The sequence below is a fragment of the Allorhizobium sp. nf9_anc genome (genome assembly GCF_056323085.1).
On sequence record NZ_CM150481.1, the window covers coordinates 4275500 to 4298259 of the forward strand.

Annotated in this window: 23 protein-coding genes; 4 read left to right on the forward strand and 19 right to left on the reverse strand. The window is 63.1% G+C overall.

The features are described 5' to 3' along the window. Nucleotides 1-17: 17 nt before the first annotated feature. The 4 genes from AC02Y0_RS20820 to ftsE form a co-directional block, all read right to left on the reverse strand. Nucleotides 18-803 carry a lysophospholipid acyltransferase family protein gene (locus AC02Y0_RS20820; RefSeq protein ID WP_476380954.1) on the reverse strand — a complete coding sequence of 262 codons (786 nt, stop codon included), beginning with the start codon at nucleotides 801-803 and terminating at the stop codon, nucleotides 18-20. Nucleotides 804-884: 81 nt separating this feature from the next. Further along, nucleotides 885-1610, reverse strand: a complete 726-nt coding sequence (locus AC02Y0_RS20825; protein WP_476380956.1) for a YdcF family protein — start codon at nucleotides 1608-1610, stop codon at nucleotides 885-887. A gap of 76 nt (nucleotides 1611-1686) precedes the next feature. Further along, a complete protein-coding gene (locus AC02Y0_RS20830) occupies nucleotides 1687-2697 on the reverse strand; it encodes a cell division protein FtsX (protein ID WP_476380958.1) in 1011 nt (336 codons plus the stop codon). After that, entirely contained in the window at nucleotides 2690-3349 is a 660-nt protein-coding gene (gene ftsE, locus AC02Y0_RS20835; protein WP_476380960.1) for a cell division ATP-binding protein FtsE, read from the reverse strand. Before ftsE ends, AC02Y0_RS20830 begins: the two co-directional genes overlap by 8 nt. A 199-nt stretch (nucleotides 3350-3548) precedes the next feature. Between ftsE and AC02Y0_RS20840 the strand changes: the two genes are divergently transcribed. The 3 genes from AC02Y0_RS20840 to AC02Y0_RS20850 all read left to right on the forward strand — a co-directional run bounded on the left by AC02Y0_RS20840 (nucleotide 3549) and on the right by AC02Y0_RS20850 (nucleotide 5335). After that, entirely contained in the window at nucleotides 3549-4199 is a 651-nt protein-coding gene (locus AC02Y0_RS20840) for a hypothetical protein (RefSeq protein ID WP_476380962.1), read from the forward strand. Nucleotides 4200-4282: 83 nt separating this feature from the next. Continuing rightward, nucleotides 4283-4825, forward strand: coding sequence for a hypoxanthine phosphoribosyltransferase (hpt, locus tag AC02Y0_RS20845; protein ID WP_102020912.1), 543 nt, complete (start codon nucleotides 4283-4285; stop codon nucleotides 4823-4825). A 150-nt stretch (nucleotides 4826-4975) separates the two neighbouring features. Beyond that, on the forward strand, nucleotides 4976-5335 hold the full coding sequence (locus AC02Y0_RS20850) for a response regulator (RefSeq protein ID WP_476380964.1): 360 nt from the start codon (nucleotides 4976-4978) through the stop codon (nucleotides 5333-5335). 76 nt (nucleotides 5336-5411) lie between these two features. Here AC02Y0_RS20850 and AC02Y0_RS20855 read toward each other — a convergent pair whose 3' ends face one another. From AC02Y0_RS20855 to argH, 4 genes are all read right to left on the reverse strand, one after another. After that, a complete protein-coding gene (locus tag AC02Y0_RS20855) occupies nucleotides 5412-8093 on the reverse strand; it encodes a TIGR02302 family protein (RefSeq protein WP_476380966.1) in 2682 nt (893 codons plus the stop codon). A gap of 134 nt (nucleotides 8094-8227) precedes the next feature. Then, entirely contained in the window at nucleotides 8228-9496 is a 1269-nt protein-coding gene (lysA, locus tag AC02Y0_RS20860; protein ID WP_444556987.1) for a diaminopimelate decarboxylase, read from the reverse strand. Nucleotides 9497-9509: 13 nt separating this feature from the next. Beyond that, the gene (gene lptM, locus AC02Y0_RS20865; protein WP_246699803.1) at nucleotides 9510-9698 is read right to left on the reverse strand and encodes an LPS translocon maturation chaperone LptM; all 189 of its coding nucleotides are present in this window, start codon (nucleotides 9696-9698) and stop codon (nucleotides 9510-9512) included. 109 nt (nucleotides 9699-9807) lie between these two features. Continuing rightward, nucleotides 9808-11211, reverse strand: coding sequence for an argininosuccinate lyase (gene argH / locus AC02Y0_RS20870; RefSeq protein WP_307371293.1), 1404 nt, complete (start codon nucleotides 11209-11211; stop codon nucleotides 9808-9810). Nucleotides 11212-11235: 24 nt separating this feature from the next. Between argH and tlpA the strand changes: the two genes are divergently transcribed. Further along, nucleotides 11236-11901 (forward strand): thiol:disulfide interchange protein TlpA, encoded by a 666-nt coding sequence (tlpA, locus tag AC02Y0_RS20875; protein WP_476380969.1) that lies wholly within the window; start codon nucleotides 11236-11238, stop codon nucleotides 11899-11901. 24 nt (nucleotides 11902-11925) lie between these two features. On the opposite strand, the gene AC02Y0_RS20880 is transcribed toward tlpA, so the two are convergent. The 11 genes from AC02Y0_RS20880 to AC02Y0_RS20930 all read right to left on the reverse strand — a co-directional run bounded on the left by AC02Y0_RS20880 (nucleotide 11926) and on the right by AC02Y0_RS20930 (nucleotide 22726). Continuing rightward, nucleotides 11926-12948 (reverse strand): sulfate/molybdate ABC transporter ATP-binding protein, encoded by a 1023-nt coding sequence (locus tag AC02Y0_RS20880; RefSeq protein WP_476380971.1) that lies wholly within the window; start codon nucleotides 12946-12948, stop codon nucleotides 11926-11928. After that, nucleotides 12945-13835, reverse strand: a complete 891-nt coding sequence (gene cysW / locus AC02Y0_RS20885) for a sulfate ABC transporter permease subunit CysW (RefSeq protein ID WP_476380973.1) — start codon at nucleotides 13833-13835, stop codon at nucleotides 12945-12947. The genes AC02Y0_RS20880 and cysW overlap by 4 nt, the downstream gene beginning before the upstream one ends. Nucleotides 13836-13838: 3 nt before the next feature. Next, entirely contained in the window at nucleotides 13839-14660 is an 822-nt protein-coding gene (gene cysT / locus AC02Y0_RS20890) for a sulfate ABC transporter permease subunit CysT (protein WP_476380975.1), read from the reverse strand. A 68-nt stretch (nucleotides 14661-14728) separates the two neighbouring features. Continuing rightward, the gene (cysP, locus tag AC02Y0_RS20895; protein WP_476380977.1) at nucleotides 14729-15712 is read right to left on the reverse strand and encodes a thiosulfate ABC transporter substrate-binding protein CysP; all 984 of its coding nucleotides are present in this window, start codon (nucleotides 15710-15712) and stop codon (nucleotides 14729-14731) included. Nucleotides 15713-15856: 144 nt separating this feature from the next. Further along, nucleotides 15857-16738 (reverse strand): 3-hydroxybutyryl-CoA dehydrogenase, encoded by an 882-nt coding sequence (locus AC02Y0_RS20900; RefSeq protein WP_476380979.1) that lies wholly within the window; start codon nucleotides 16736-16738, stop codon nucleotides 15857-15859. Between the two features lie 140 nt (nucleotides 16739-16878). Continuing rightward, nucleotides 16879-17808 (reverse strand): electron transfer flavoprotein subunit alpha/FixB family protein, encoded by a 930-nt coding sequence (locus tag AC02Y0_RS20905; RefSeq protein WP_476380981.1) that lies wholly within the window; start codon nucleotides 17806-17808, stop codon nucleotides 16879-16881. 25 nt (nucleotides 17809-17833) lie between these two features. After that, nucleotides 17834-18583, reverse strand: coding sequence for an electron transfer flavoprotein subunit beta/FixA family protein (locus tag AC02Y0_RS20910; protein WP_476380983.1), 750 nt, complete (start codon nucleotides 18581-18583; stop codon nucleotides 17834-17836). Between the two features lie 174 nt (nucleotides 18584-18757). Beyond that, complete coding sequence (locus AC02Y0_RS20915) at nucleotides 18758-19615, reverse strand: rhomboid family intramembrane serine protease (protein WP_476380985.1); 858 nt, start codon at nucleotides 19613-19615, stop codon at nucleotides 18758-18760. A 1476-nt stretch (nucleotides 19616-21091) separates the two neighbouring features. Further along, the gene (locus tag AC02Y0_RS20920; RefSeq protein WP_476380987.1) at nucleotides 21092-21670 is read right to left on the reverse strand and encodes a cob(I)yrinic acid a,c-diamide adenosyltransferase; all 579 of its coding nucleotides are present in this window, start codon (nucleotides 21668-21670) and stop codon (nucleotides 21092-21094) included. Between the two features lie 3 nt (nucleotides 21671-21673). Next, nucleotides 21674-21871 (reverse strand): twin transmembrane helix small protein, encoded by a 198-nt coding sequence (locus AC02Y0_RS20925; protein WP_076396652.1) that lies wholly within the window; start codon nucleotides 21869-21871, stop codon nucleotides 21674-21676. Nucleotides 21872-21901: 30 nt separating this feature from the next. Continuing rightward, on the reverse strand, nucleotides 21902-22726 hold the full coding sequence (locus AC02Y0_RS20930; protein ID WP_476380989.1) for an SDR family oxidoreductase: 825 nt from the start codon (nucleotides 22724-22726) through the stop codon (nucleotides 21902-21904). Nucleotides 22727-22760: the final 34 nt, after the last annotated feature.

Here is a 22760-nt window from a genome sequence, read left to right on the forward strand (position 1 = left end):
TTCAGGCAAGAATGCCCTCAGAGCGCTCCGAGTTCCCTCAGCCTGTTTGCGGCGGTCGGTGGCAGGGGGAGATGCGGGTTGTCCTTGACCGTCTTCACCAGCAATTCGTCGCTTGCTGCCTCCAGCCGCTCGATCAGCGTCTCATGGAAGACATCAGGATCGAGGCCCGGTTCGATCGGCGGCAGAATGCGCACGATGAAATGGCCGGGAAAGCGCAGGAACTTGCGGCGCGGCCAGAAGAAGCCGGGATGCATGGCAACCGGCACGACCGGGACGTTGATGTCGCGGTAGAGGCGGGCGATGCCATATTTGTAGTCGGGTGCGGCACCCGGCGGGCGACGTGTGCCTTCCGGATAGATGATCAGCTGGCGGCCATTGGCCATTTCCATCTTGGTGCGTTCGATCACCTGCGCCATGACCTTGCCCTTGGCGCCGCGATTGACCGGGATCATGCGCTGCTTGGCGACATACCAGCCGAAAACCGGGATCCACATCAGCTCGCGCTTCAGGATATAGACCGGGTCATCCAGCCAGGGCAGCAGCGCATAGGTGTCCCAGAAGGACTGGTGCTTCGGCGCCAGAATGTAGCCGCCGCTCTTCGGAATGTTTTCCAGGCCTTCCACGGTGAAGGTCGTGCCGACGATCTTCTCCATCAGCCAGTGATTGGCGCGCGCCCAGTCCTTCGGCACGAAGAAGGCCTTCTTGCGCGGCAGCAGGAAATAGATCGGCGACAGCACGATCATCCTGAGGATGAGGTTGGCATAGAAGGCGATGTTGAAGAGGATGGAACGTAGCGCAATCATATCGTGGGGCTCTCGAGGGCGGGCGAAGACGTCCTTAGAGGAAAACTGCGGTCAGCAAAAGCGCTCGTGTCGGCCGATCCGTCAGGAGTTGCGGCCAGATTCGGTGATTTCGCCTTCCGGGCGCAGTCCCTGGTCACGGCTCCAGCCCGTCACGCCCCTGATATAGGCGACGACCGTCTTGCCGTATTCCGACAGCATGGTGCGCATCGCATCCGGCTCGCTATACCAGGCGCGCGTCTTCAGATCGGCATTGACCACGGGATAGCCGATGAAATCGGTATTAGGATCGCTGCGGCGCAGCTCCATCAGGCTGCGGGCAAGGTGATAGTTGCTTGTCACCACCAGCACCGAGCGATAGCCCTTGTCGCGGATCCAGATCGCCGTCTCGTTGGCGTTGCCAATCGTGTCAATCGCGCCGTAACCGATGTCGACGCAGCATTCGAAGACATCCGGCGAGGTGCGTGTCGCCTTGCGGATCTGGCCGGGTGTCGTCGCCGGATTGACGCCCGAGATCAGCAGTCTTTCGCCATAGCCCCGCTTCAGGAGATCAATTGCCTGCTCGATCCGCTGGTAGCCGCCGGTCAGCACCACAATCGCATCGGCCTTCACGGTTTCGGGCGGACGCATGCCGGTGACCGAATCAGCAAAGGCGAGGAAACCTGCGACAAGGATCGCGACGCACAGGATCACGATCATGCCACCATAGCGCAATGCCCTGCGAATCAACCCTTTTCGCGCAAACAGACCGGCGCCCGAACGGGGCCGGTCGCCGTCATGCAGCGGTTGATTTGGCGTCATGCGGTCCATGCTCATTGCCCGTGAATAGCCGGGATTTCCCACAGCGAACAGGCGGCTTTAAGGCAAGTCAACATGCGAGTTTTCGTCAATCGTCCAGCAGGCCATCCGTGCGGGCCGGATCGGAGCGAATAAGGTCGATTTCGTAGATCGTGCGCATGACCGTCAGCCGTGCCGTGATCGTGGTCAGAAGTGCGATGACGATCATGGTGGCGAAGATGCCGATATAGCCGCCCCAGCCGATGGTGAAGGTGCCGAAGAGTGCCGTCGCCTGGTCGCTTTCCGGGGTCGCCAGCGACCGGCTCTGCCAGAAACTGGCGAGCGCAAAGAAGGCGGCGGCGAGCAAACCGCCGGCGGCCGCCCCCTTGAGGCTGATCTTGAGAAAGTGCTTCTGGAACTCCTGGGCGACGAAGCTTCCTTCCGCGCCGACGAAATGCAGCACCTCGATGATGTGGCGATTACCCGACAGGGCGCCGCGGGTCGCAAAAATGACCGTCAGCACCATGGCGGTGAAGACCAGGATCAGGATGCCGGAGCCGATCAGCACGGTCGTGTTCGCCATCTGCACCAGCCGGTCGACCCAAGTGCGGTGATCATCGAGGAAAGCCTGCGGCACTTCCACCTTGAGGAGCGCGCGCATCGCCTCGAAATCCGGCGGATTGCTCTCGTCGATGGTGATGACGATCAGGCGCGGTACCGGCAGGTCTTCGAGATTGAGGCCAGTGCCGAGCCAGGGTTCGAGCAGCCGGGCCGTGGCGCTGTCGTCCATGATCTGGCCGTCGCGCGTGCCGACAAAGGTCAGCGCCAGATCGCGGGCTTTCACCAGGGCTGCCCCCATGTCGAGGCCATCTTCCGGCGTGATCTGGATTGTGATCTCACGGGAGATCTGGCTTTGCCAGCTCGACGCGGTTGCCCGCACCATGGAAACGCCGCCGAGCGTCAGGCAGGCAAGGAAGGCCATGATGGCGATCACCACCAGCAGCGCATTGCCCTGAATGTTGGAGGGCGGCAGAATCGGGCCTGTCGGCCTCACCGTCATCTCGACGCGGCGCTTCTGCTGGCCAGAGTTCTGGTTCGCGTTCTGGGCGATCTCATTCATAGATGTCGAGCCGCCCGTCGGTGAGGATCATCCGGCGCGCATCCACCTGGTCCATCAGCGCGAGATCGTGGGTCGCGATGACCACGGCCGTGCCAAGACGGTTCAGTTCCAGGAAGAGGCTGAGGAGCCTCCGTGCCATGGGCGGATCGACATTGCCCGTCGGCTCGTCGGCGAGCAGGATTTCCGGCCGGTCGATCAGAGCGCGGGCAATGGCCACGCGCTGCTTCTCCCCGCCCGAGAGCACCGGCGGCAGCACGTTGATGCGCTCGCCGAGGCCCACCCATTTCAGGAGTTCGATGACGTCCTGCCGGTAGGTCTGCTCGGCCTTGCCACGCACGCGCAGCGGCAGCGCGACGTTTTCATAGGTCGTCAGGTGATCGAGCAGGCGGAAGTCCTGGAAGACGATGCCGACGCGGCGTCGCAGCATAGGCAGTTCATTGCGAGGTATGCTGGTGATATCGCGGCCGAAGCTCTTGATCAGTCCGCGCGTCGGCTGCAGCGACATGAACAGCAGGCGAAGCAGCGTGGTCTTGCCGGCGCCGGACGGGCCGGTCAGGAACTGGAAGGACCCTTTCGGCAGGTCGAAGGTCAGGTCGCGGAGGATCTCCGGTCCCATCCCATAGCGCAGGCCGACATTTTCGAAATGGATCAAAGGGGGCCCAGTCTGACGTGTCCGAGGTCTGGGGCACGTAAACGAAGATCGTCAACGGCCGGTAAACATGCTCCCGGATCCGAGGCTTTTCCGCCCGTCTTTCCGAAGCATTAACCATTTGAATTTACGTCTGGAGAGGATTCGTTTCAACCGCCGACTTTCGGGGTATCCGATTTGGCTGTGCGAAAGGTCCGCACGCATGAGCGCTTTCCGTCATCAGAAGCAGGCCGCAGCCGCGGACCTCGACCTCCTGCCGCCGGATCGTGCCCGCCGCCGGATCGAGCCGCAGCAGCGTATGGGCCGTCCCGACGTTGTCGACGCGCAGTTCGTTACGGTGCGCGAGACGCCCAAGCCATCGCCGCGTCCGCCCGCAGCGCCCTCCATCGTACCCGCATCCTCTGATGTCAGCGCTTTGCTGCGGACAGTTATCGAACGCGTGGAAACCCGCCTTCAGCGGCTGTCGGATGTCGCCTTCTCGCTGCTCGTCGCGATCGCTTTCGTGTCGATGTTTTCGCTGGCCGGCCAGCTTGTCTTCGGCAGTGGCGAACATCCGGAAATCGCCGCCAAGCCGCTCGACTTCACCCATGTGAACCTGACACCACAGGACCGCAACGGCATGCGCGTCCTGCTGCTCAACGCGATCGTTGAAAATCGCACCGGCCGCGAAGTGACGCTTCCCAAGCTCCGCGCCGATCTCCTCATCGACGGTCAGGTCATCGCCAGCACCTATATCGAGCCGCCGGTGGACAGTCTTGATGGTGGCGAGAGCCGCGGGATTGTCACCCGGCTCCAGCATCCTGGTGGAAAAATGCCGGAAGTCCGGCTTTCCTTCGAAGAGGCGGGTGCCTAAGGCGCCGCCAGTGTGCTAAGGCCCGTGCCTTTCCGGCAGATTGCCGGCTCAAGGACCTCAGGTCGACACGCTAGGAGTTTCCCATGCCCGTTGTTCGCGGAAAGAACATCGAACCGCTCTTTACCGCCGAGCAGATCCGGCAGCGTAATCTCGAACTCGCCCAGGATATCATCAAGGGTCCCTGCGACGACCTTCTGGTCATCTCGGTGCTGAAGGGCTCCTTCATCTTCGCCGCTGACCTCATTCGTGCGTTGCATGATGTGGGTCTCGCGCCCGAGGTCGAGTTCATCACCCTGTCCAGCTATGGCACAGGTACCGTCTCCCAGGGCGTGAAGATCATCAAGGACATCGACAGTGACGTGAAGGGGCGCAACATCCTCCTCATCGACGACATTCTCGAGTCCGGCCGCACGCTGCTTTTCGCCAAGGAACTGATGTTCGAGCGCGGTGCCGCCAACGTCACGATCGCCGTCCTTCTCGACAAGAAAGTGAAGCGAAAAGAAGTGTTTGAGGCCGATTATGTCGGCTTCGAATGCCCTGACTATTTCGTTGTCGGTTACGGCATGGACGTGGCCTATGCGTTCCGCGAACTGCCCTTCGTCGGCGTGGTCACCGGCGACGCTTAAGCTGTTCCAGAAGGGAACATCTGACCATTCGACGGCAGTGAGCTGTTAACCATCGCGCGGGACGAGGCGTCCCGCGTTTACCACTCGACAAGGAAAGTCTGGTGATTTGCCTCTCGCAAGGCTCAAAGGACGCGGGAGAAGACTTCAACCATGGCGAGAATCCTCATCACCGAAGACGAAGACGCCCTCCGCTCTTTCGTGGCGCGTGCGCTCCGCCTCGATGGCCATGAGACGCATGAGGCCGCCGATGGTGCCGAAGGTCTCGAAAAGCTCTCCGAGAACGCCTTCGACCTGCTGCTCTCCGATATCCGCATGCCCGTCATGGACGGCATCGAGCTTGCGCATCGCGCCCATTCCGAATTTCCTGAGATGAAAATCCTGCTCATGACCGGCTATGCCGAGCAACGCGAGCGCGCCGACGACCTCTCGGCAAAGATCGTCGACGTCGTCTCCAAGCCCTTCGCCCTGCCGGATATTCGCAAAGCTGTGGCTTTGGCGCTTGCGGGCTGAGACAGCCGAACACATCGCCTAACAAACAAACGCCCGCTGATGCGGGCGTTGTCGTTTCTGCAAAATCGCTACGGCCTCACTGGATGTCCAGCAACCGCTCCAGATAGCGCCGCTCGATCTCGGGGCTCGAGTTCTCGCCGAGCTTTTCGCGGATGGCTTCCAGGATCTCGCGGGCGCGCTGGACGTCGATCTCGTCGGGAACCTTGACCTGCTCGCCGAAATCAGGGCCGCTGGTGGCCCTTGGGCGGCCCAGCGGGTCGCGGCCGTCCTGGTTGCCCTGACCCTGGCCCATCTGCGGCCCCTGGCCACCCTGGCCCTGCTGCGCCTGCATCATCTGGTTCATCATGTCGCGCGCACCCTGGCGCAGCGCCTCCATGGCGCGTCCCTGGCCTTCTACGGCCGGACCGCCCTGACCCTGGCCGAGAGCTTCGCCGGCGCCCTGCATTTCCTGCTGCGCCTCGCCGAAGCCCGGACCGGGTTCCATGCCGAGCCCCTTCAGGCCTTCCTGCAATTCGCCGAGCTGCTGGCCGAGCTGCTCCTGCTGCTCGCGCAACTGCCTGAGCGCCTCGCGCAGCTGTTCGGCGGTCATGCCGTCGAGGTTCGGCTGGCCCTGTTCGCCTTGCTGTCCCTGTTGACCCTGCTGGCCTTGTTGCTGCTGACCCTGTTGCTGCTGGCCCTCAGCACCTTCCTCGCCCTGCTGGGGATCGCCGCGCTGCATGCGGTCGCGCAGGGCCTGGTCGAGACGGAAGGTTTCGTCCATCAGCCGCTGCTGCTCCTGCATGATCTCGCCGAGCTTGTCGATCTGGCGGCGAGCCTCGCTGTTCTGCTGCTGCTGGCCCTGCTGCGGGCGACCGGCCTGCAGGTTGTTCATCATGCGCTGCAGTTCCGATAGAAGCTGCTGCGCCTGGTCGCGATTGCCGGAGCGGGCGAGGTTTTCCAGCTGGTCGAGCATGTTGTCGAGATCCTGTTGACGCAGCATGTTCTCGGCATTCTGCTGCGGCTCACCCTGCTGGTTGGGCATGCGCTCGGCCAGCGCCTGGAGGAACTCCTGCATCGCGGAGCGCAGCTCGGCCATCAGCCGCTGGATCTCCTCGTCGGATGCACCGTTCTCCAGCGCGTCGGACAGTGCCTGCTGGGCGTCGCGTAGACGGCGTTCGGCCAGCGACAGATCGCCGTCCTCCATGCCGAGCGCGATTTCCCAGAGATAGTTTGCCGTGTCCTTCAGCTGTTCCTCGCCACGGGCCATGCTCATTCGGGCACGGGCGCTTTCCAGCGCGATGAAGTTGCCAAGATCCGGGATGGTCTCGTCGGCGCGCAGAACGATGGCCTCGTTGAAGGCGATCGCCTGCGGCATCTGGCGGGTGTCGAGCGCAAAGATCTGCCGCTGCTCGGCCACAGAGGCAGCCAGCGGTTCGTTGAAGTTGCGCGAAGGCAGCTGCATCTCGACGGGCTCGCTGCGCCCTGTCTGGCCGGCGCCGTCGGTCGCGACCAGCGTGATCGTCACCATCTGGCCGGCGAGCGGGTGCTCGGTGATATTGCGGCTCGCAACACCCTTGGTGTCGCGGGCATTGTGGCGCGGCAGGTCGAGCTTGTAGTCTGGCAGCGGATAGAGCGGGGTAGCGCCCGGCTGCTGCTCGATCGGCATGATCTCGGCATGAGCCTCGCGCAGGCCGTAATCGTCCTTGGCAAGGAAGGCGATCTCCAGGGCGCCGTTGATCGCGCGACGCGGCACGCCGTCAAAGGCGATCTCCGGTGCCTTGTCCGGCGTCACGCCGATTGTCCACGTGCGGTCGGCAACGCGCAGTTCGCCGGCTTCCGCGAGTTCCAGCTCATGGGTGCGTGCGACCATCGGCGCGTTTGGCGCGGGCGCCGGCGGCGGGGTCGGGACGACCGTCTGACTGATTGCGTCTGTCTCGGAGCCGGCCTTGGGCCTGCGGGCCGCATCGTCCTTCTCCGCCACGTCGAGGACTGTGCCATCAGACTGCTGGACGAAGAGAACCTTCTCGTCGGACACGCCGCCGCTGATGCGCACGGTGATCTTGGATTTCTGTGGCACGGTCACGCCGGCTGCGTCCTGCGTGCCGAGGCCCGACAGGAAGACCGGCGGCTGGCCGGTATAGCCCGGCGGCGTGATCCAGGCGTCGATGCGGATCGTCGGCGCCTCGCTCTCCGGCACATGCTGGCGGAAGGCATCGGCAATCTGCCCGGCCCCGTTGGAGCCGGAATAGGCAAGAGCGGTGACAAAGAGCAAGGCCGGCACGGCGCGCAGCGCATAGCGGTCGTAGCGGGCGATGTCTGGCTGCGGCAGGCCGGCGTCGAGGGCTGCAATGCGCTCGGCCATGCGTCGCTGGTGTTCCTGCCAGAGTGCGCGGGCAAAGGGCGTCTCGGCGGAGAGCTTGTCGTCCTGCACGGCCACCGGCTGGTGGGCGAGGCCATTGCGCTCCTCAAGCAGCCGGTCGGCTTCCGGAATGCTTGGCAGACGAACTTTCAGGAACGGCAGGAAGGAAGCAACAAAAGCAAAGACGAGGATGAAGACGATCGCGAGGCGGACGAGATCCGGCACTTCCCGATAGATGCCGAACCAGGCAAGCGAGACGAAGAGCGCGGCGATGCCTGCGACCGGCAGGAAGAGCGGCAACAGGCGCTCGGCAAACAGCACGGAACGGGCAAGCACACGTTTGACGCCAACGCGACGCGCAAGTGCCGGGTCGTCCTTGAAGGCGCCTTTCCTGTGGCCGGCCGGGCGGGAAGAGCTCATCCGTCTGGTCTCCGAGAGCGCCGCGCGTCAGACACGGCTGATTGTTCTCGAAGATAGCAGTCTTTGTGGCGAAGACGAGGGCGGCAAGGATGAGGTGGGGGTTTTTCCCGCCTCATCGCCGAATTGTGAATGGATCAGGCCAGCCAATCGGGCACGCTGTCGAGCGCGATCAGGTCCTCATAGGTCGGACGCGGGCGAATCACATGGAATTCGTCGCCGTTCACCAGCACCTCCGGCACCAGCCGGCGGGTGTTGTAGGTGCCGGCCTGCACCGCGCCATAGGCACCGGCAGAGCCGACAGCGATCAGATCGCCGGGCTTGGGCATGGCCATCTCGCGGTCGAGCGCCAGATAGTCGCCGGTCTCGCAGACGGGACCCACGACATCGGCCTTGATGCGCGGGGCGTTCGCTGCCGAAATCACCACGGGCTTGATCTCGTGATAGGCCTCATACAGCGTCGGGCGAATGAGGTCGTTCATCGCGCCGTCGACGATGACGAATGTCTTGTCCCCGCCGTCCTTCACGTAGATGACCTCGGTCACCAGGATACCGGCATTGCCGACGATCAGGCGGCCGGGCTCGGTGACGATCCGGCAGTTGAGGCTCGACAGCTGATCCTTGACGATCCGGGCATAGGCATCCGGTTCCGGCGGCGGGTTGTTGTCGTCCTTGTAGGGAATGCCAAGGCCACCGCCGACGTCGACGTGATCGATGCTGTGGCCATCACCGCGCAGCGTCTCGACGAGTTCGCGCAGCAGGCGAAAGGCGTCTTCGAAGGGCTGCAGATCGGTGATCTGGCTGCCGATATGCATGTCGATGCCGGACACCTGGATGCCTTCCAGCGTCGCTGCCCGTGCGTAGACGGCACGCGCGCGCTCATAGGAAATGCCGAACTTGTTTTCCTTCTTGCCCGTCGAGATCTTGGCATGGGTCTTGGCATCGACATCAGGATTGATGCGGAAGGAGACATGCGCCTTCTTGCCGGCCTTGATGGCGCGCTGGTTCAGAACTTCCAGTTCCGGCTCGCTCTCGACGTTGAAGCAGTAGATGCCGGCTTCAAGCGCTAAATCCATCTCGCTCGGCGTCTTGCCGACGCCGGAGAACATGATGCGCTCTGCCGGGATGCCGGCTGCCAGCGCGCGGCGCAGTTCACCTTCCGAGACCACGTCCACGCCGGCGCCGAGGCGACCCAGCGTCTTCAGCACGGCCTGGTTGGAATTGGCCTTCATCGCGTAGCAGACGAGGGCGTCGACGCCGTCGAATGCCTTGGAAAAGACCTTGTAGTGACGCTCCAGCGTCGCAGTCGAATAGCAGTAGAAAGGCGTGCCGACGGTGCGCGCAATCTCGGGGATGGCCACGCCCTCGGCGTAGAGAACGCCGTCGCGATACTCGAAATGGTTCACGGGTTAAGCCCTGTCAAAGAAGCGGATCGAGGAGGAAGGGGGTGTCGGGGGTCTTTTCGGCCTCGACGCCGCGCTTGTTCTGCTGGTCGACCGGCGTGCTCGGCGGGTCGAGATCGCCCTTGCGGCCGCAGGCGGACAGAGCCAGCGAGGCGGCCAGCGCAATAGAGAGCGTGAGCGTCGTGCGTTTCAGCGAATTCACCATGACCCGGTCCATAGAAATGTTGTTGCTCTAGGCTCTAGCGAAAAAAGGGGCGCTTGTGCACCCCTCTTGTCGTGATGATTGGCAAGCGTTCGCGTGATCAGTTGCCTTGTCAGTTTCTGGCACGCCACCAGGCGATCTGCTTGCGGACTTCCGACGGCGCGGTTCCGCCAAAGCTCTTGCGGCTGGCGACCGAGGCCTCGACCGTCAGCACGTTGAAGACATCGGCGGTGATTGCCGCATTGATGCTCTGCAGCTCTTCCAGCGAAAGCTCGGCGAGATCGCAGCCCTTCTTCTCGGCCATGGCCACCGCATTGCCGGTCACATGGTGCGCGTCGCGGAAGGGCAGGCCGGCTTCGCGGACCAGCCAGTCGGCCAGGTCCGTCGCGGTCGAGTAACCCGAACCGGCAGCTGCCTTCATCTTGTCGGTGCGGATGGTCATGTCGGTGACCATGCCGGTCATCGCGGCAATTGCCAGTTCCAGGCTTTCGGCGGCGTCGAAGACCTGTTCCTTGTCTTCCTGCATGTCCTTGGAATAGGCGAGCGGCAGGCCCTTCATCACGGTCAGAAGTGCGATCAGCGAGCCGTTGATGCGGCCGGTCTTGGCGCGCACCAGTTCGGCTGCGTCCGGGTTCTTCTTCTGCGGCATGATCGAGGAGCCGGTGGAGAAGGCATCCGATAGGCGGATGAAGCCGAATTGCGGCGTCGACCAGATGACGATCTCTTCCGCCAGTCGCGAAAGGTGCACGGCGGCAATCGAGGCAATCGAGAGGAATTCGAGCGCAAAGTCGCGGTCGGACACAGTGTCGATCGAGTTGCGGGTCGGCTCGCGGAAGCCAAGTGCCTGCGCCGTCATGTGGCGGTCAATCGGATAGCCGGTGCCGGCAAGGGCTGCAGCGCCGATCGGGCTTTCGTCCAAGTGTTCGATCGCGTGACGCACGCGCTGGCGGTCGCGGCCAAACATCTCGACATAGGCCATGCAGTGATGCCCGAAGGTCACCGGCTGCGCCGTCTGGAGATGGGTAAAGCCGGGCATGACGGTGTCGGCATGTTCTTCGGCGCGGTCGAGGAAGGCTGCAATCAGGCCACTAAGCGCCTGTTCCGTCTTCTGCAGCTCTTCCTTCACCCAGAGGCGGAAATCAAGCGCCACCTGGTCGTTGCGCGAGCGGGCGGTGTGCAGGCGGCCGGCGGCGGAGCCGATCAGGTCGGCAAGGCGCGCCTCGACGTTCATATGGATGTCTTCGAGCTTGCGCGAGAAGACGAACTGACCGCTTTCGATCTCTGACAGGATCGTGTCCAGGCCGTGAAGGATCTTGTCTTTATCTTCGGCCGAGATGATGCCTTGGTGCGCCAGCATGGTCGCATGCGCCTTTGAGCCGCGGATATCCTGGGCGTAAAGCTTCTTGTCGAAACCGATGGAGGCATTTATCTCCTCCATGATGGCCGAAGGGCCGGAGGCGAAGCGACCGCCCCACATCTGGTTGGAGGATTTGGTGTCTTTTGTGCCCTCGGCCATGGAATGCCCGTCCTGGAGAATGACATGACAGAAAAAAGACGTAGCGGTCTCTTCCCCACCAAGCTGGTTGCGATCGCGGCGGTGGCCGGCATCGTCGCCGGCGCGGCTGCGGTATACGTGAGAGAGACCACGTCTGGCAATGCCGTGGAGACCGCGGATGCCGCGCAGTGCGAGGGTTCTGTCGCCAAGGCAGAGGCGCTGACGCCTTATCTGAAGGGCGATGTCGCGGCGATGATCCCCGTCAGCGAACCGAAGCTGATCCAGGGGCTGACATTCCAGGACAAGGCGGGCGCGTCGATGACCATGTCCAACTTCGCGAATAAGACGGTCCTGATCAATCTCTGGGCCACTTGGTGCGTGCCCTGCCGGGAAGAAATGCCGGCGCTCAACAACCTGCAAGAGGCCGCCGGCGGTGAGGCCTTCCAGGTGCTTGCGATCAACATCGACACCGGCGATGTCGAAAAGCCGCAGACTTTCCTCGAGGAAACGGGCGTCGACGCACTCGGTCTCTACCGCGATGCCTCGATGGGCGTCTTCAACCAGCTAAAGCGCGAAGGTCTCGCCTTCGGCCTCCCGGTCACGCTGCTTGTCGACGGCAAGGGCTGCCTTCTCGGCAGCATGAACGGCCCGGCCGCGTGGGATGGCACTGACGCCAAGGCGCTGGTGACGGCTGCTGCGACCGGAAGCTGAACTCCGGCGCTGCGTGCGGCCTTCTCAGTCCTGAAACACGCGTGGCCGGAGGATTTCGATGAATCCCTCATCGCCCTTGGCTTTGGAGAATTCGGGGGAGACGTCGAATTCGACGATCGTGTCGCCTGCGGTCTTCGCCAGTACGCGGCGCGAGCCCGGACGGTCGAGAACGCGCTGGATGGTCGCTGCCACACCCTTGGACGCGTCGTCGCTCCAGACGACGTCCGTCGGTCGGAACAGCAATTCTGCTGGCCCGTCCTTCAGGCCGTCTGCCGCATAGGTCATGTTGCCGACGGTTGCCTTGCCATTGGAAACGGACGCCTTCAGCGTATTGGTATCGCCGAGGAAGCGCATGACGAAGGCGTTCGCCGGCTGGCGGCAGACCTCTTCCGGCGTGCCCTGCTGAACGATCTTGCCCTTGTCGAGGATGACGACGCGATCGGCGAGGTCGAGGGCCTCTTCCTGGTCGTGGGTGACGAAGAGCGTGGTGATGCCGAGCTCGTCATGGATCGAGCGCAGCCAGCGGCGCAGGTCGCGGCGGACATTGGCGTCGAGCGCGCCGAAGGGCTCGTCGAGCAACAGCACGCGCGGATCGACAGCGAGTGCGCGGGCGAGTGCCACGCGCTGACGCTGGCCGCCGGAGATCTGGCCGGGGAAGCGCTCACCCAATCCGGCGAGCTGCACGAGGGAGAGCAGTTCTTCGACGCGGCGGTCGATGTCTGCGGTAGAGCGCTTCACCTTGGAGACCTGCATGCCGAAGGCGATGTTCTCGGCCACGGTCATATGCGGAAACAGCGCATAATGCTGGAAGACGAAGCCTACGCCCCTGTCCCGCACCGGGATGTTTGTCGCATCCTCTTCGCCGAAATGGATCTGGCCGCCATCGGCAAATTCGAGGCCGGCCACCATGCGCAAGATGGTCGTCTTGCCGGAGCCCGAAGGGCCGAGCAGCGCCACCAGTTCGCCGCTTTTGATGTCGAGCGAGACGCCATGCACGGCGCGGAAGGTTTCGAAGGTCTTGACGACCGTGTCGAGGCGAATGTTCACGAATTCATCTCCGAAGTATTGCCGGCGAGCGTCGCCGGGCGGCTTCTGCGACCGGCGCCCTGGCGTTCGAGGAAGACCTTGACCACCAGCGTCACGAGCGCCAGCGTCGCGAGGATCGAGGCAGCCGCGAAGGCACCGACGGCGTTGTAGTCCTGGTAGAGCAGTTCGATATGCAGCGGCAGCGTGTTGGTCTGGCCACGAATGTTGCCAGACACGATCGACACGGCGCCGAATTCGCCCATCACACGCGCATTGCAAAGGACGATGCCGTATAGCAGCGCCCATTTGATGTTGGGCAGTGTCACCGAAATGAACGTGCGAAAGCCGCTGGCACCCAGCGAGGTCGCCGCCTCCTCGAGATCTCGGCCCTGCGCCTGCATCAGCGGTATCAGCTCGCGGGCCACGAAGGGCGCGGTCACGAACATCGAGGCAAGCACGATGCCCGGCAGAGCAAAGAGGATCTTCAGACCGGCGCTGTCGAGGGCGGGACCGAAAATGCCCTGCAGGCCATAGACGAAGAGATAGGCGACGCCTGCGACAACCGGCGAGACCGAGAAGGGGATCTCGATCAGGATCGTCAGGATGCGCTTGCCGCGAAAATCATGCTTGGTGATCGCCCAGGCTGCAGCCACGCCGAAGATGGTGTTCAGCGGCACGGCGATCAGTGCGGTCAGCACCGTCAGCCCGATTGCATGGCCGGTGTCGGGATCCGCGATCGTCTCCAGAAAGAACGGCACACCCTTGGAGAAGGCTTCGATGCCGATGACGGCCAGCGGGGCCACGATGAAGAAGGCGACCAGGACGAGAACCAGGCCGATCAGCGTGTATTTGAACAGGGGCGCATCACCGACGCGGGGCGGGCGGCGATTGTTCGTGACGTGGCTCATGGTTCAGCCTTTCACCGTGTAGCGCAGCGCGCGGGCCTGCAGATAGTTGGTCACCGCCAGCATGACGAAGGCGGCAATCAGCATGACGGAGGCAATCGCGGCGGAGGCCGGGTAGTCGTATTCCTCGAGCCGGATGAAGGCGAGAAGTGCCGTAATCTCGGTCGAGAAGGGCTGGTTGCCGGCAATGAAGATGATCGCGCCGAATTCCCCCAGACTGCGGGCGAAGGCGAGCGATGTGCCGGCAAGAAGGGCCGGCGTCAGAAGCGGCAGGATTACGCGGCGGAAGATCGACAAGTCGCTGGAGCCCAGCGTCTGGCCGGCCTCTTCGAGAGCCGGATCGAGCTCTTCCAGCACCGGCTGCACCGTACGCACGATGAAGGGCAGGCTGGTGAAGGCCATGGCGACCATGATGCCGAGCGGCGTATAGGCGACCTTGATGCCGATCTCGCCGAGCGCTGCGCCGAACCAGCCGTTCGAGGCAAACAGTGTGGTGAGCGAGATACCGGCAACCGCCGTCGGCAGCGCAAAGGGCAGGTCAACGAGGGCGTCGACAATGCGGCGCCCCGGGAAGCGGTAGCGCACCAGTACCCAGGCAAGCGCCAGGCCGAAGACGAGGTTGAACAGGGTCGCGACCAGCGCCGAGCCAATCGTCACGCCATAACTCGCGACGGCACGGTCCGAGGAGACGATGCGCCAGTAATCGGCGGGGCCGAGGCTCGCCGCCTTGAAGATCAGGGCTGCCAGCGGCAACAGGATGATGATCGCGGCATAGACCAGCGTGATCCCGAGGGACAGTCTGAAGCCCGGCAATACGCGGCGTTTCAACGTCGTCGTCCTTTCATGAGAAAACCGGCGGAGCACCCGCCGGTCCTGACACCGATCGAATGCCGTGCTTAGCGGCTGCCATAGATCCCATCAAGGATGCCGCCTTCGGCGAAATGCTCCTTGGAAACCTTGTCCCAGCCGCCGAACGCATCTTCGACGGTCACGAGGCGGATTTCCGGGAACTGGTCCTTGTATTCGGCAGCAACGGCCTCGTCATGGACGCGGTGGCCGAATTCGGCGGCGATCTTCTGGCCTTCCGGGGAGTAGAGGAAGTCGAGATACTTCTTGGAAAGCTCCTGGCTGCCCTTGGCATCGGCAACCTTGTCGACGATCGCGACCGGGAATTCGGCGAGCAGGCTCACCGACGGCACGACCTGCTGGAACTTGTCCTCGCCGTACTGCTTGGCGATCGACTTGGTTTCGGCCTCGAAGGTGATGATCACGTCGCCCGTCTCGCGCTCGACGAAGGTCGTCGTCGCGGCGCGGCCACCGGTGTCGAAGACCGGCACGTTATCGAAGATCTTGTCGACAAATTCGGTCACCTTGGCCTCGTCGCCCGCGAACTTCTCTTTCGCGTAAGCCGTTGCCGCCAGATAGGTGTAGCGGGCATTGCCCGAGGTCTTCGGGTTGGGGAAGATCACCTGGACGTCGTCACGGGCGAGATCGTCCCAGTCCTTGATCCCCTTCGGATTGCCGGCGCGCACCAGGAAGGACGGGAAGGAGTAGAAGGGCGAGGCGTTGTTCGGGAATTCGCCCTGCCATCCCTCGTTGATGAAACCGTTCTTGGCCAGGAATTCGACGTCGGTCACCTGGTTGAAGGTCACGACATCGGCTTCCAGACCTTCGACGATGGCGCGGGCCTGACGCGAGGTGCCGCCATGCGACTGGTCGATGCTGACGCCCGGATTGGCCTTGATGAAGGCTTCGTTCTGGGCGGCGAAGATCTCGCGGGCGATGTCATAGGAAGCGTTGAGCAGCTTGTCGGCGGCACTGGCGGAAACCGGCAGGGAGAGGGCGGCGAGCGCTGCGCTGACGAGGAGGAGGCGTTTCATCGACTGGTACTCCGGTATGCGGGGGATCTGTATCTGCCCCGCAAACTAGAGGGTCGGCCCGTCTCTTCCGAGGAATGGCCGACCAATGATCACCCTAAGGGGCAAATATCTTTCCGCCGGAGGGTGCCCGGCCGGAATGGGTAATCAGCGGGTCGGAACGGGTACTTCGCCGCGATAGTCGTAGAAGCCGCGGCCCGACTTGCGACCGAGCCAGCCGGCCTCGACATATTTCACCAGCAGCGGGCAGGGGCGATACTTCGAGTCCGACAGACCCTCATGCAGCACCTGCATGATCGAAAGGCAGGTGTCGAGGCCGATGAAATCGGCGAGCTGCAGCGGGCCCATCGGATGGTTGGCGCCAAGCTTCATCGCCGTGTCGATGGCTTCCACCGAGCCGACGCCTTCATAGAGCGTGTAGATCGCCTCGTTGATCATCGGCAAAAGGATGCGGTTGACGATGAAGGCGGGGAAGTCTTCGGCTACCGTGATCGTCTTGTCGAGCGAGGAGACGAACTCCTTGGCCGTCTTGAAAGTCGTCTCGTCGGTCGCGATGCCGCGCACCAGTTCGACGAGCTTCATGACCGGGACAGGGTTCATGAAGTGAATGCCCATGAAGCGCTCCGGCCGGTCGGTGGCCGATGCAAGGCGGGTAATGGAAAGCGAAGACGTGTTGGTCGCAATCAGCGCCTCGGGCTTCAGCACGGGGCAGAGGGCAGCAAAGATCTTGCGCTTGACGCTTTCGTCCTCGGTTGCCGCCTCGATGACGAGATCGGCGGCGGCGAGGTCGTTGACGTCGGACGAGCCCGAAATCAGCGCCAGTGCTTCCTTGCGCTGTTCGTCGGTGATCTTGCCGTTGGTCACCTGGCGGGCGAGGTTGCCGTTGATGGTGGCCAAGCCCGCTTCGATCCGCTCCTTGGAGAGATCGTAGATCGTGACCTTGTAGCCGGCGGCGGCGGAGACCTGGGCAATGCCACAGCCCATCTGGCCGGCACCCACGACACCCACATTGCTGATCTTGTCCGTCATCGTCTCGCTCCTCACCCGTTCTCGTCTTCACTCAAGAAGATGGCACCGACAAAAATGCCGGACCCGCTGTCGCGGACCCGGCTGATTGATAGACCGCAAAGGTTTCTTTGACCAGTCCTTTCGCAGCTGCGAGATGGCGCTTAGAGCGCCTTCTCGAGCTCCGGCAGGGCTTCGAAGATATCGGCGACGAGGCCGTAATCGGCGACCTGGAAGATCGGCGCTTCCTCGTCCTTGTTGATCGCGACGATGACCTTGGAGTCCTTCATGCCGGCGAGGTGCTGGATGGCGCCTGAAATGCCGCAGGCGATGTAGAGCTGCGGGGCAACCACCTTGCCGGTCTGGCCAACCTGCCAGTCGTTCGGGGCGTAGCCTGCGTCGACGGCCGCACGGGACGCGCCCACGGCGGCACCCAGCTTGTCGGCGACGGGCAGGATCACTTCCTGGAACTTCTCCGAGGAGCCGAGGGCACGGCCGCCGGAAATGATGATCTTGGCCGAGGCCAGTTCCGGACGGTCCGAAGAGGACAGCGCGTCGGAGACATGGCTGGAAACGCCAGGATTTGCAGCCGCAGCAATGCTTTCCACGGCCGCAGACCCGCCGTCGCCAGCAGCGGCGAAGGAGGCGGTACGGACCGTGATCACCTTCTTGGCATCGGTCGACTGCACGGTCTGGATGGCGTTGCCGGCATAGATCGGACGCTTGAAGGTGTCGGGAGAGACCACTTCCGTGATTTCCGAGACCTGCATGACATCGAGCAGGGCGGCGACGCGCGGCATAACGTTCTTGCCGACCGAGGTCGCAGCCGCGATGATTGTGTCGTAGGAGCCGGCGAGCGAGACGATGAGTGCCGCCAGCGGTTCCGCCAGGCTGTTGCCGAGCGACGCGTCGTCGGCGAGCAGCACCTTGGAAACGCCCGAGAGCTTTGCAGCGGCATCGGCGGCAGCCTTGGCGCCGGAGCCGGCCACCAGCACATGCACATCGCCACCGATTTTCGTGGCGGCTGTCAGGGCCTTCGCGGTCTGTTCGGAAACGGTCGCGTTGTCGTGTTCTGCGAGAAGAAGAATAGCCATTTTACGTTTCTCCTGTCCGTTCCGCTTACAATACGCCGGCTTCGTTCTTGAGCTTGTCGACGAGTTCGGCGACGCTCTTCACCTTGATGCCTGCCTTGCGGCCACCCGGCTCTTCGGTCTTCAGAACCTTCAGGCGCGGAGCAACGTCGACGCCGAAGTCGGCGGGCGCCTTCTTGTCGAGCGGCTTCTTCTTCGCCTTCATGATGTTCGGCAGCGAGGCATAACGCGGCTCGTTGAGGCGCAAGTCGGTGGTGACGATCGCCGGCAGCTTGACGTCGATGGTCTGCAGGCCGCCGTCGACTTCGCGGGTCACGGTCGCCTTGTCGGCGCCGAGTTCGAGCTTGGAGGCAAACGTTGCCTGGCCCCAGCCGAGAAGGGCTGCCAGCATCTGGCCGGTCTGATTCGAATCGTCGTCGATCGCCTGCTTGCCGACGATGACGAGGCCCGGAGCTTCGGCTTCCACCACGCCCTTCAGGAGCTTGGCAACGGCGAGCGGCTCGACGGTTTCGTCGGTCTCGATCAGGATGCCGCGGTCAGCGCCCATGGCGAGTGCGGTGCGGATGGTTTCCTCGGCCTTGGCAGGACCGATCGAGACGACGACCACTTCCTCGGCCTTGCCGGCTTCCTTGAGCCGCAGGGCTTCCTCGACAGAGATCTCGTCGAAGGGGTTCATGGACATCTTGACGTTGGCGAGTTCGACGCCGGAACCATCAGGCTTGACGCGGATCTTGACGTTGTAATCCACAACCCGCTTGACTGGGACGAGTATCTTCATGGGTTCCTCTCTTCAAATCTTCCGCCGGAAAATGCGCTCAGATGCGCTCCGCCGTTTGTCGATTGGCGACATCGATACGCATTTTTTTCCCAAACACAACGATCGATGCCGTTTGGTCGACAGCAATAATTGACGTTGACGTTCACGTCAATATGTCCGACCCGCGACCTGTTGTCATCGTCCCCAGTGGGTGACCTTGCGGACCGGCTGGGCTGCCGGGGTTTCCGGGCGGAGTGCACCGCCTGCCCCCTCACCATCCGGCGCGTTTCCTGCGGGTCTCTGCCCCCAGGGGCCGACCGGCGCCACGTCGACGGACGCAGCCTCATGCTCGACGGCGCGGGGTGTGACGATCGCGCGGTCGAAGAGGGGCACGCCCGGACGTCGCAAAAAGAGCACCAGAAGCGCGCCTGCCAGGATCCCGCCGACATGGGCGCCCCAGGAGACATTGCTGTCTGCGTCGATCACCAGCATGACGAACTGCTGGCCGACCCAGAAGAGCAGCGGAATGAAGGCCGGAAGCGGCAGGGGGAAGCGCATGAAGACCAGCACCCAGACCCGCACCTTCGGATGCAGCATCAGATAGGCCGCGACCACCCCCGACACCGCGCCCGACGCCCCGATCAGTGGCGCTTCGCTCGCCGGCATAACCAGCCCATGCACCAGCGCGCCGGCTGCCGCGCAGGCGATGTAGAAGAACAGAAACTTGAAGTGCCCCATCGCGTCCTCGACATTGTCGCCGAAGACCCAGAGGAAGAGCATGTTGGACCCCAGATGCAGCCAGCTGCCATGCAGGAAGGAATAGGTGACGTAGGTCGCACTCTCCGGCACCAGGACCAGCCGCGGATCGAGTTCAGCGATATCGAAGGCGACGGCCGGGATAAACCCCATGCCATAGACCCCGATCTCGTAAAGCGCCTCCGGCGCCAGCGTCGCCAGCGCATGGGTCACGACATTGGCGAGAATCAGCCCCAGCGTCACATATTGCCGGCGAATATGTTTGAGCGCGTTTCGGTCATGCAGGGGAATGAACATCGCGCCTCGTCGGGGTTGGCCGGAGTTGGGTCGGTGGATGCTAGCGCAGGTTGGGGGATGGGGACAGGGGGGCAGGACGCCAGGCAGGCTCGCTCCCGCTTCTCCCCAGCGGGGAGAAGATGGTCCGCAGGACCAGATGAGGGGGGGGCGCGAAGCGCAAGGCGAGATGGCAACATGGTTAAGGTGCATGGTGATCCTCTGCCTTACGAGGTTCGGCTGCGCCGCCCCCTCATCCGGCGCTTGCGCGCCACCTTCTCCCCGCTGGGGAGAAGAGGAAAGCCGCCCTCGCCCCTCATCCGCCTGCCGGCACCTTCTCCCCGCAGGCGGGGAGAAGGCCACGACGGCCACCGCTTGCGCCCCCTCTCCCCGCCTGCGGGGAGAGGGTAGGGTGAGGGGCAAAGCCACAAACTCGGCGTTTCTGGCCGAAAAAGGGGGATGAGTTTGAGACATTTCCCAACAAAATCAAACCCCGACATGTTTTTTCATCCCCCACCATTCCCACCCCTTTACCCTATTCCCCGTCCCGCCCTCGGATACACCTGACGATGCGATGTCAGGCGAGGCGGGGCCGGCGCCGGGGTGGCGTGCTCTCGCAGGCACAAATCCCCGGCCCGCTGCAACGGTCTCCCTCCGGACGAGGGGGTGGAAGTGACGGTGGACGGTCGGATGCCGGACGCCTGAAACCCCTGATCGGAAGGACGTGCCTCAGAGGCACACAGACAAGGCGTCAATGCTGTCGCGAACATCCAGACGGCGGGGCGAATAAAACGGCGGGGATGATGGACGATCGCCAATGATCGAAAAGCATCCCCCGGGCGAGGGTCCCGGTCGGATTGGTGCACCATCCGGCGGGAACCTCCCGGGCCACCGGCCAGGCTGAAGCGTTATCTCCATGGTGACGCCGCAGCCGGACCCGCGCCCGGTCATCCATGGAACGCAAGTTCCAAGGACCGTCGCCGCCTTGCCAGAGAGACGCATGCAGCGGGAATAGACGCCGAACGAGGCGCCGGAAGGAGCCACATAAACTACTTAGACAGGTTGCTTCTGGCGCCTCGTCCGAGACAAGCATGAGACCGAACCGGAGGGAGTTGATCCCGACCGGCGGCGAAGCTTGGGGTTTTTGATAATTGGTTTTCCCCTCACCCTGAGGTGCCCGACACAGTCGGGCCTCGAAGGGCGAGGCCACGGGTACAGCAAAAAAGAGAGATGCTTCGAGGCCCGCGCTTCACGCGGGCACCTCAGCATGAGGGGCGAGGAATACGGGACGCCCATCTCCCCCTTGGTGGGGGGTAAAGCGATTTCGATGAATAAGGTGAGCGTAAGCAGCCTAAACATCAGAAATCGAAAGTGAGGGTGTCCGTTCTCCATGCCCGCAGCACCGATCCCCTCACCAACAAAATCTGAGGTTTAGCCGTGATCGGGCAAAGCCCTCGATTTTGTAACCTGTCCCACAACGGGGAGAGGTAGATTCACCGCCTACCTGTTCTTCCCCGGTACCCACAGAATATCCGCCTTGCCGTCATCATTGGCATGACGTGCCGCAACAAACAGAAAGTCCGACAGCCGGTTCACGTATTTCAGGGCTGGCTCGCCGACTTCCTCGCCGTCGAAGCGCGACAGTTCGACCATGATGCGCTCGGCCCGGCGCGAGGTGGTGCGGGCGAGGTGCAGATAGGCGGCAGCCGGTGTGCCACCGGGGAGGATGAAGGATTTGAGCGGGTCGAGATCGGCATTCAGTTGGTCGATCTCCTTCTCGATCCGGTCGACCTGAGCCTCGATGACGCGGAGCGGCTCGTAGGACAAGACTTCGCCGGTTTCCGGGGCGGCAAGATCCGCGCCGAGGTCGAAGAGGTCGTTCTGGATGCGCATCAGCATGGCGTCGAGCTCCGGCATCTCAGCCGTATGCAGCCGGGCGATGCCGATCGCCGAATTGGTCTCGTCGATCGTGCCATAGGCGTCGACGCGCAGGTCGTGTTTCAGGCGGCGCGGGCCTGTTACCAGGGCTGTGGTGCCGTCATCGCCGGTGCGGGTGTAGATCTTGTTGAGCTTGACCATGGATTAGCGTCCCCCGCCGGTCAGCCAGAGCGTCAGCATGATCAGCGCAATCGCGATTGCCTGCAGCACGATGCGCGCCTGCATCAGCTTGTTGGATGTGTTGCCGTCGCCACCCTTCAGCATGTTGAAGAGGCCTCTCACGAGGACAAGGGCAACGAGCCCCATGACGATGATGGCGAGGACATAGGTGAATGTGGACATAACTTGGGATGAGCCTTTGTTCGTCGCCGGTCAGTCCAGCGAGCGCATCAATCGATAGAAGAGGTCGGCCGGCAGCCAGCGCTTGAGCAGGGCCCCCTGTTTCGCCGGCTTGGTCACGAGATAATGTGGGCGGGCACGCCGGGCGGTCAAGGCGTGGGTGAGGACTTTGTAGACGGCATCCGGCCCGAGTTTGTGGCGGTTCACGGGGCCTGTGCCATCGAGTCGCGCCAGCTGCCGGCGATAGTCTTGCGCATGCACAGAGTTTTCGAGGTCGATCGCCTCGCGGATATGGTGAAGCGCATTTGCGGTGAAGCGGCTTTCGATCGGGCCGGGCTCTATCAGGCTTACCTGCACGCCGGAGCCTTCAAGCTCCATGCGCATCGTCAGGGACAGGCCCTCGAGCGCAAACTTGGAAGCCGTGTAGGCGCCGCGCCAACGATAGGGGATGATGCCGAGGATCGAGGAGCATTGCACGATGCGGCCTTCGCCTTGCTCTCGCATTGCCGGGATTACCCGGCGCGTCAGGTCATGCCAACCGAAGAGATTGGTCTCGAACTGGGTGCGCAGTGCCTCCGTCGGCAGATCCTCCACCGCGCCCGGCTGGCCATAGGCGCCGTTGTTGAAGAGTGCGTCGAGCCGTCCGCCGGTGCGCTCGAAGACCGTCGAAACGAGTGCTTCGATGCTGGCAGAATCGGTGTAATCCATGACCAGCGTCTCGATGCCCTTGGCTTCGAGGGCCGCCATGTCCCCCGGCTTGCGCACCGTCGCGAAGACCCGCCAGCCGTCGCGCTTCAAGGCCTCTGCACAATAGGCGCCGATGCCGGACGAACAACCGGTGACGATGATGCTCTTCACGGGGAAAACCTCGTTCTTCCTTTGCAAATGCCGA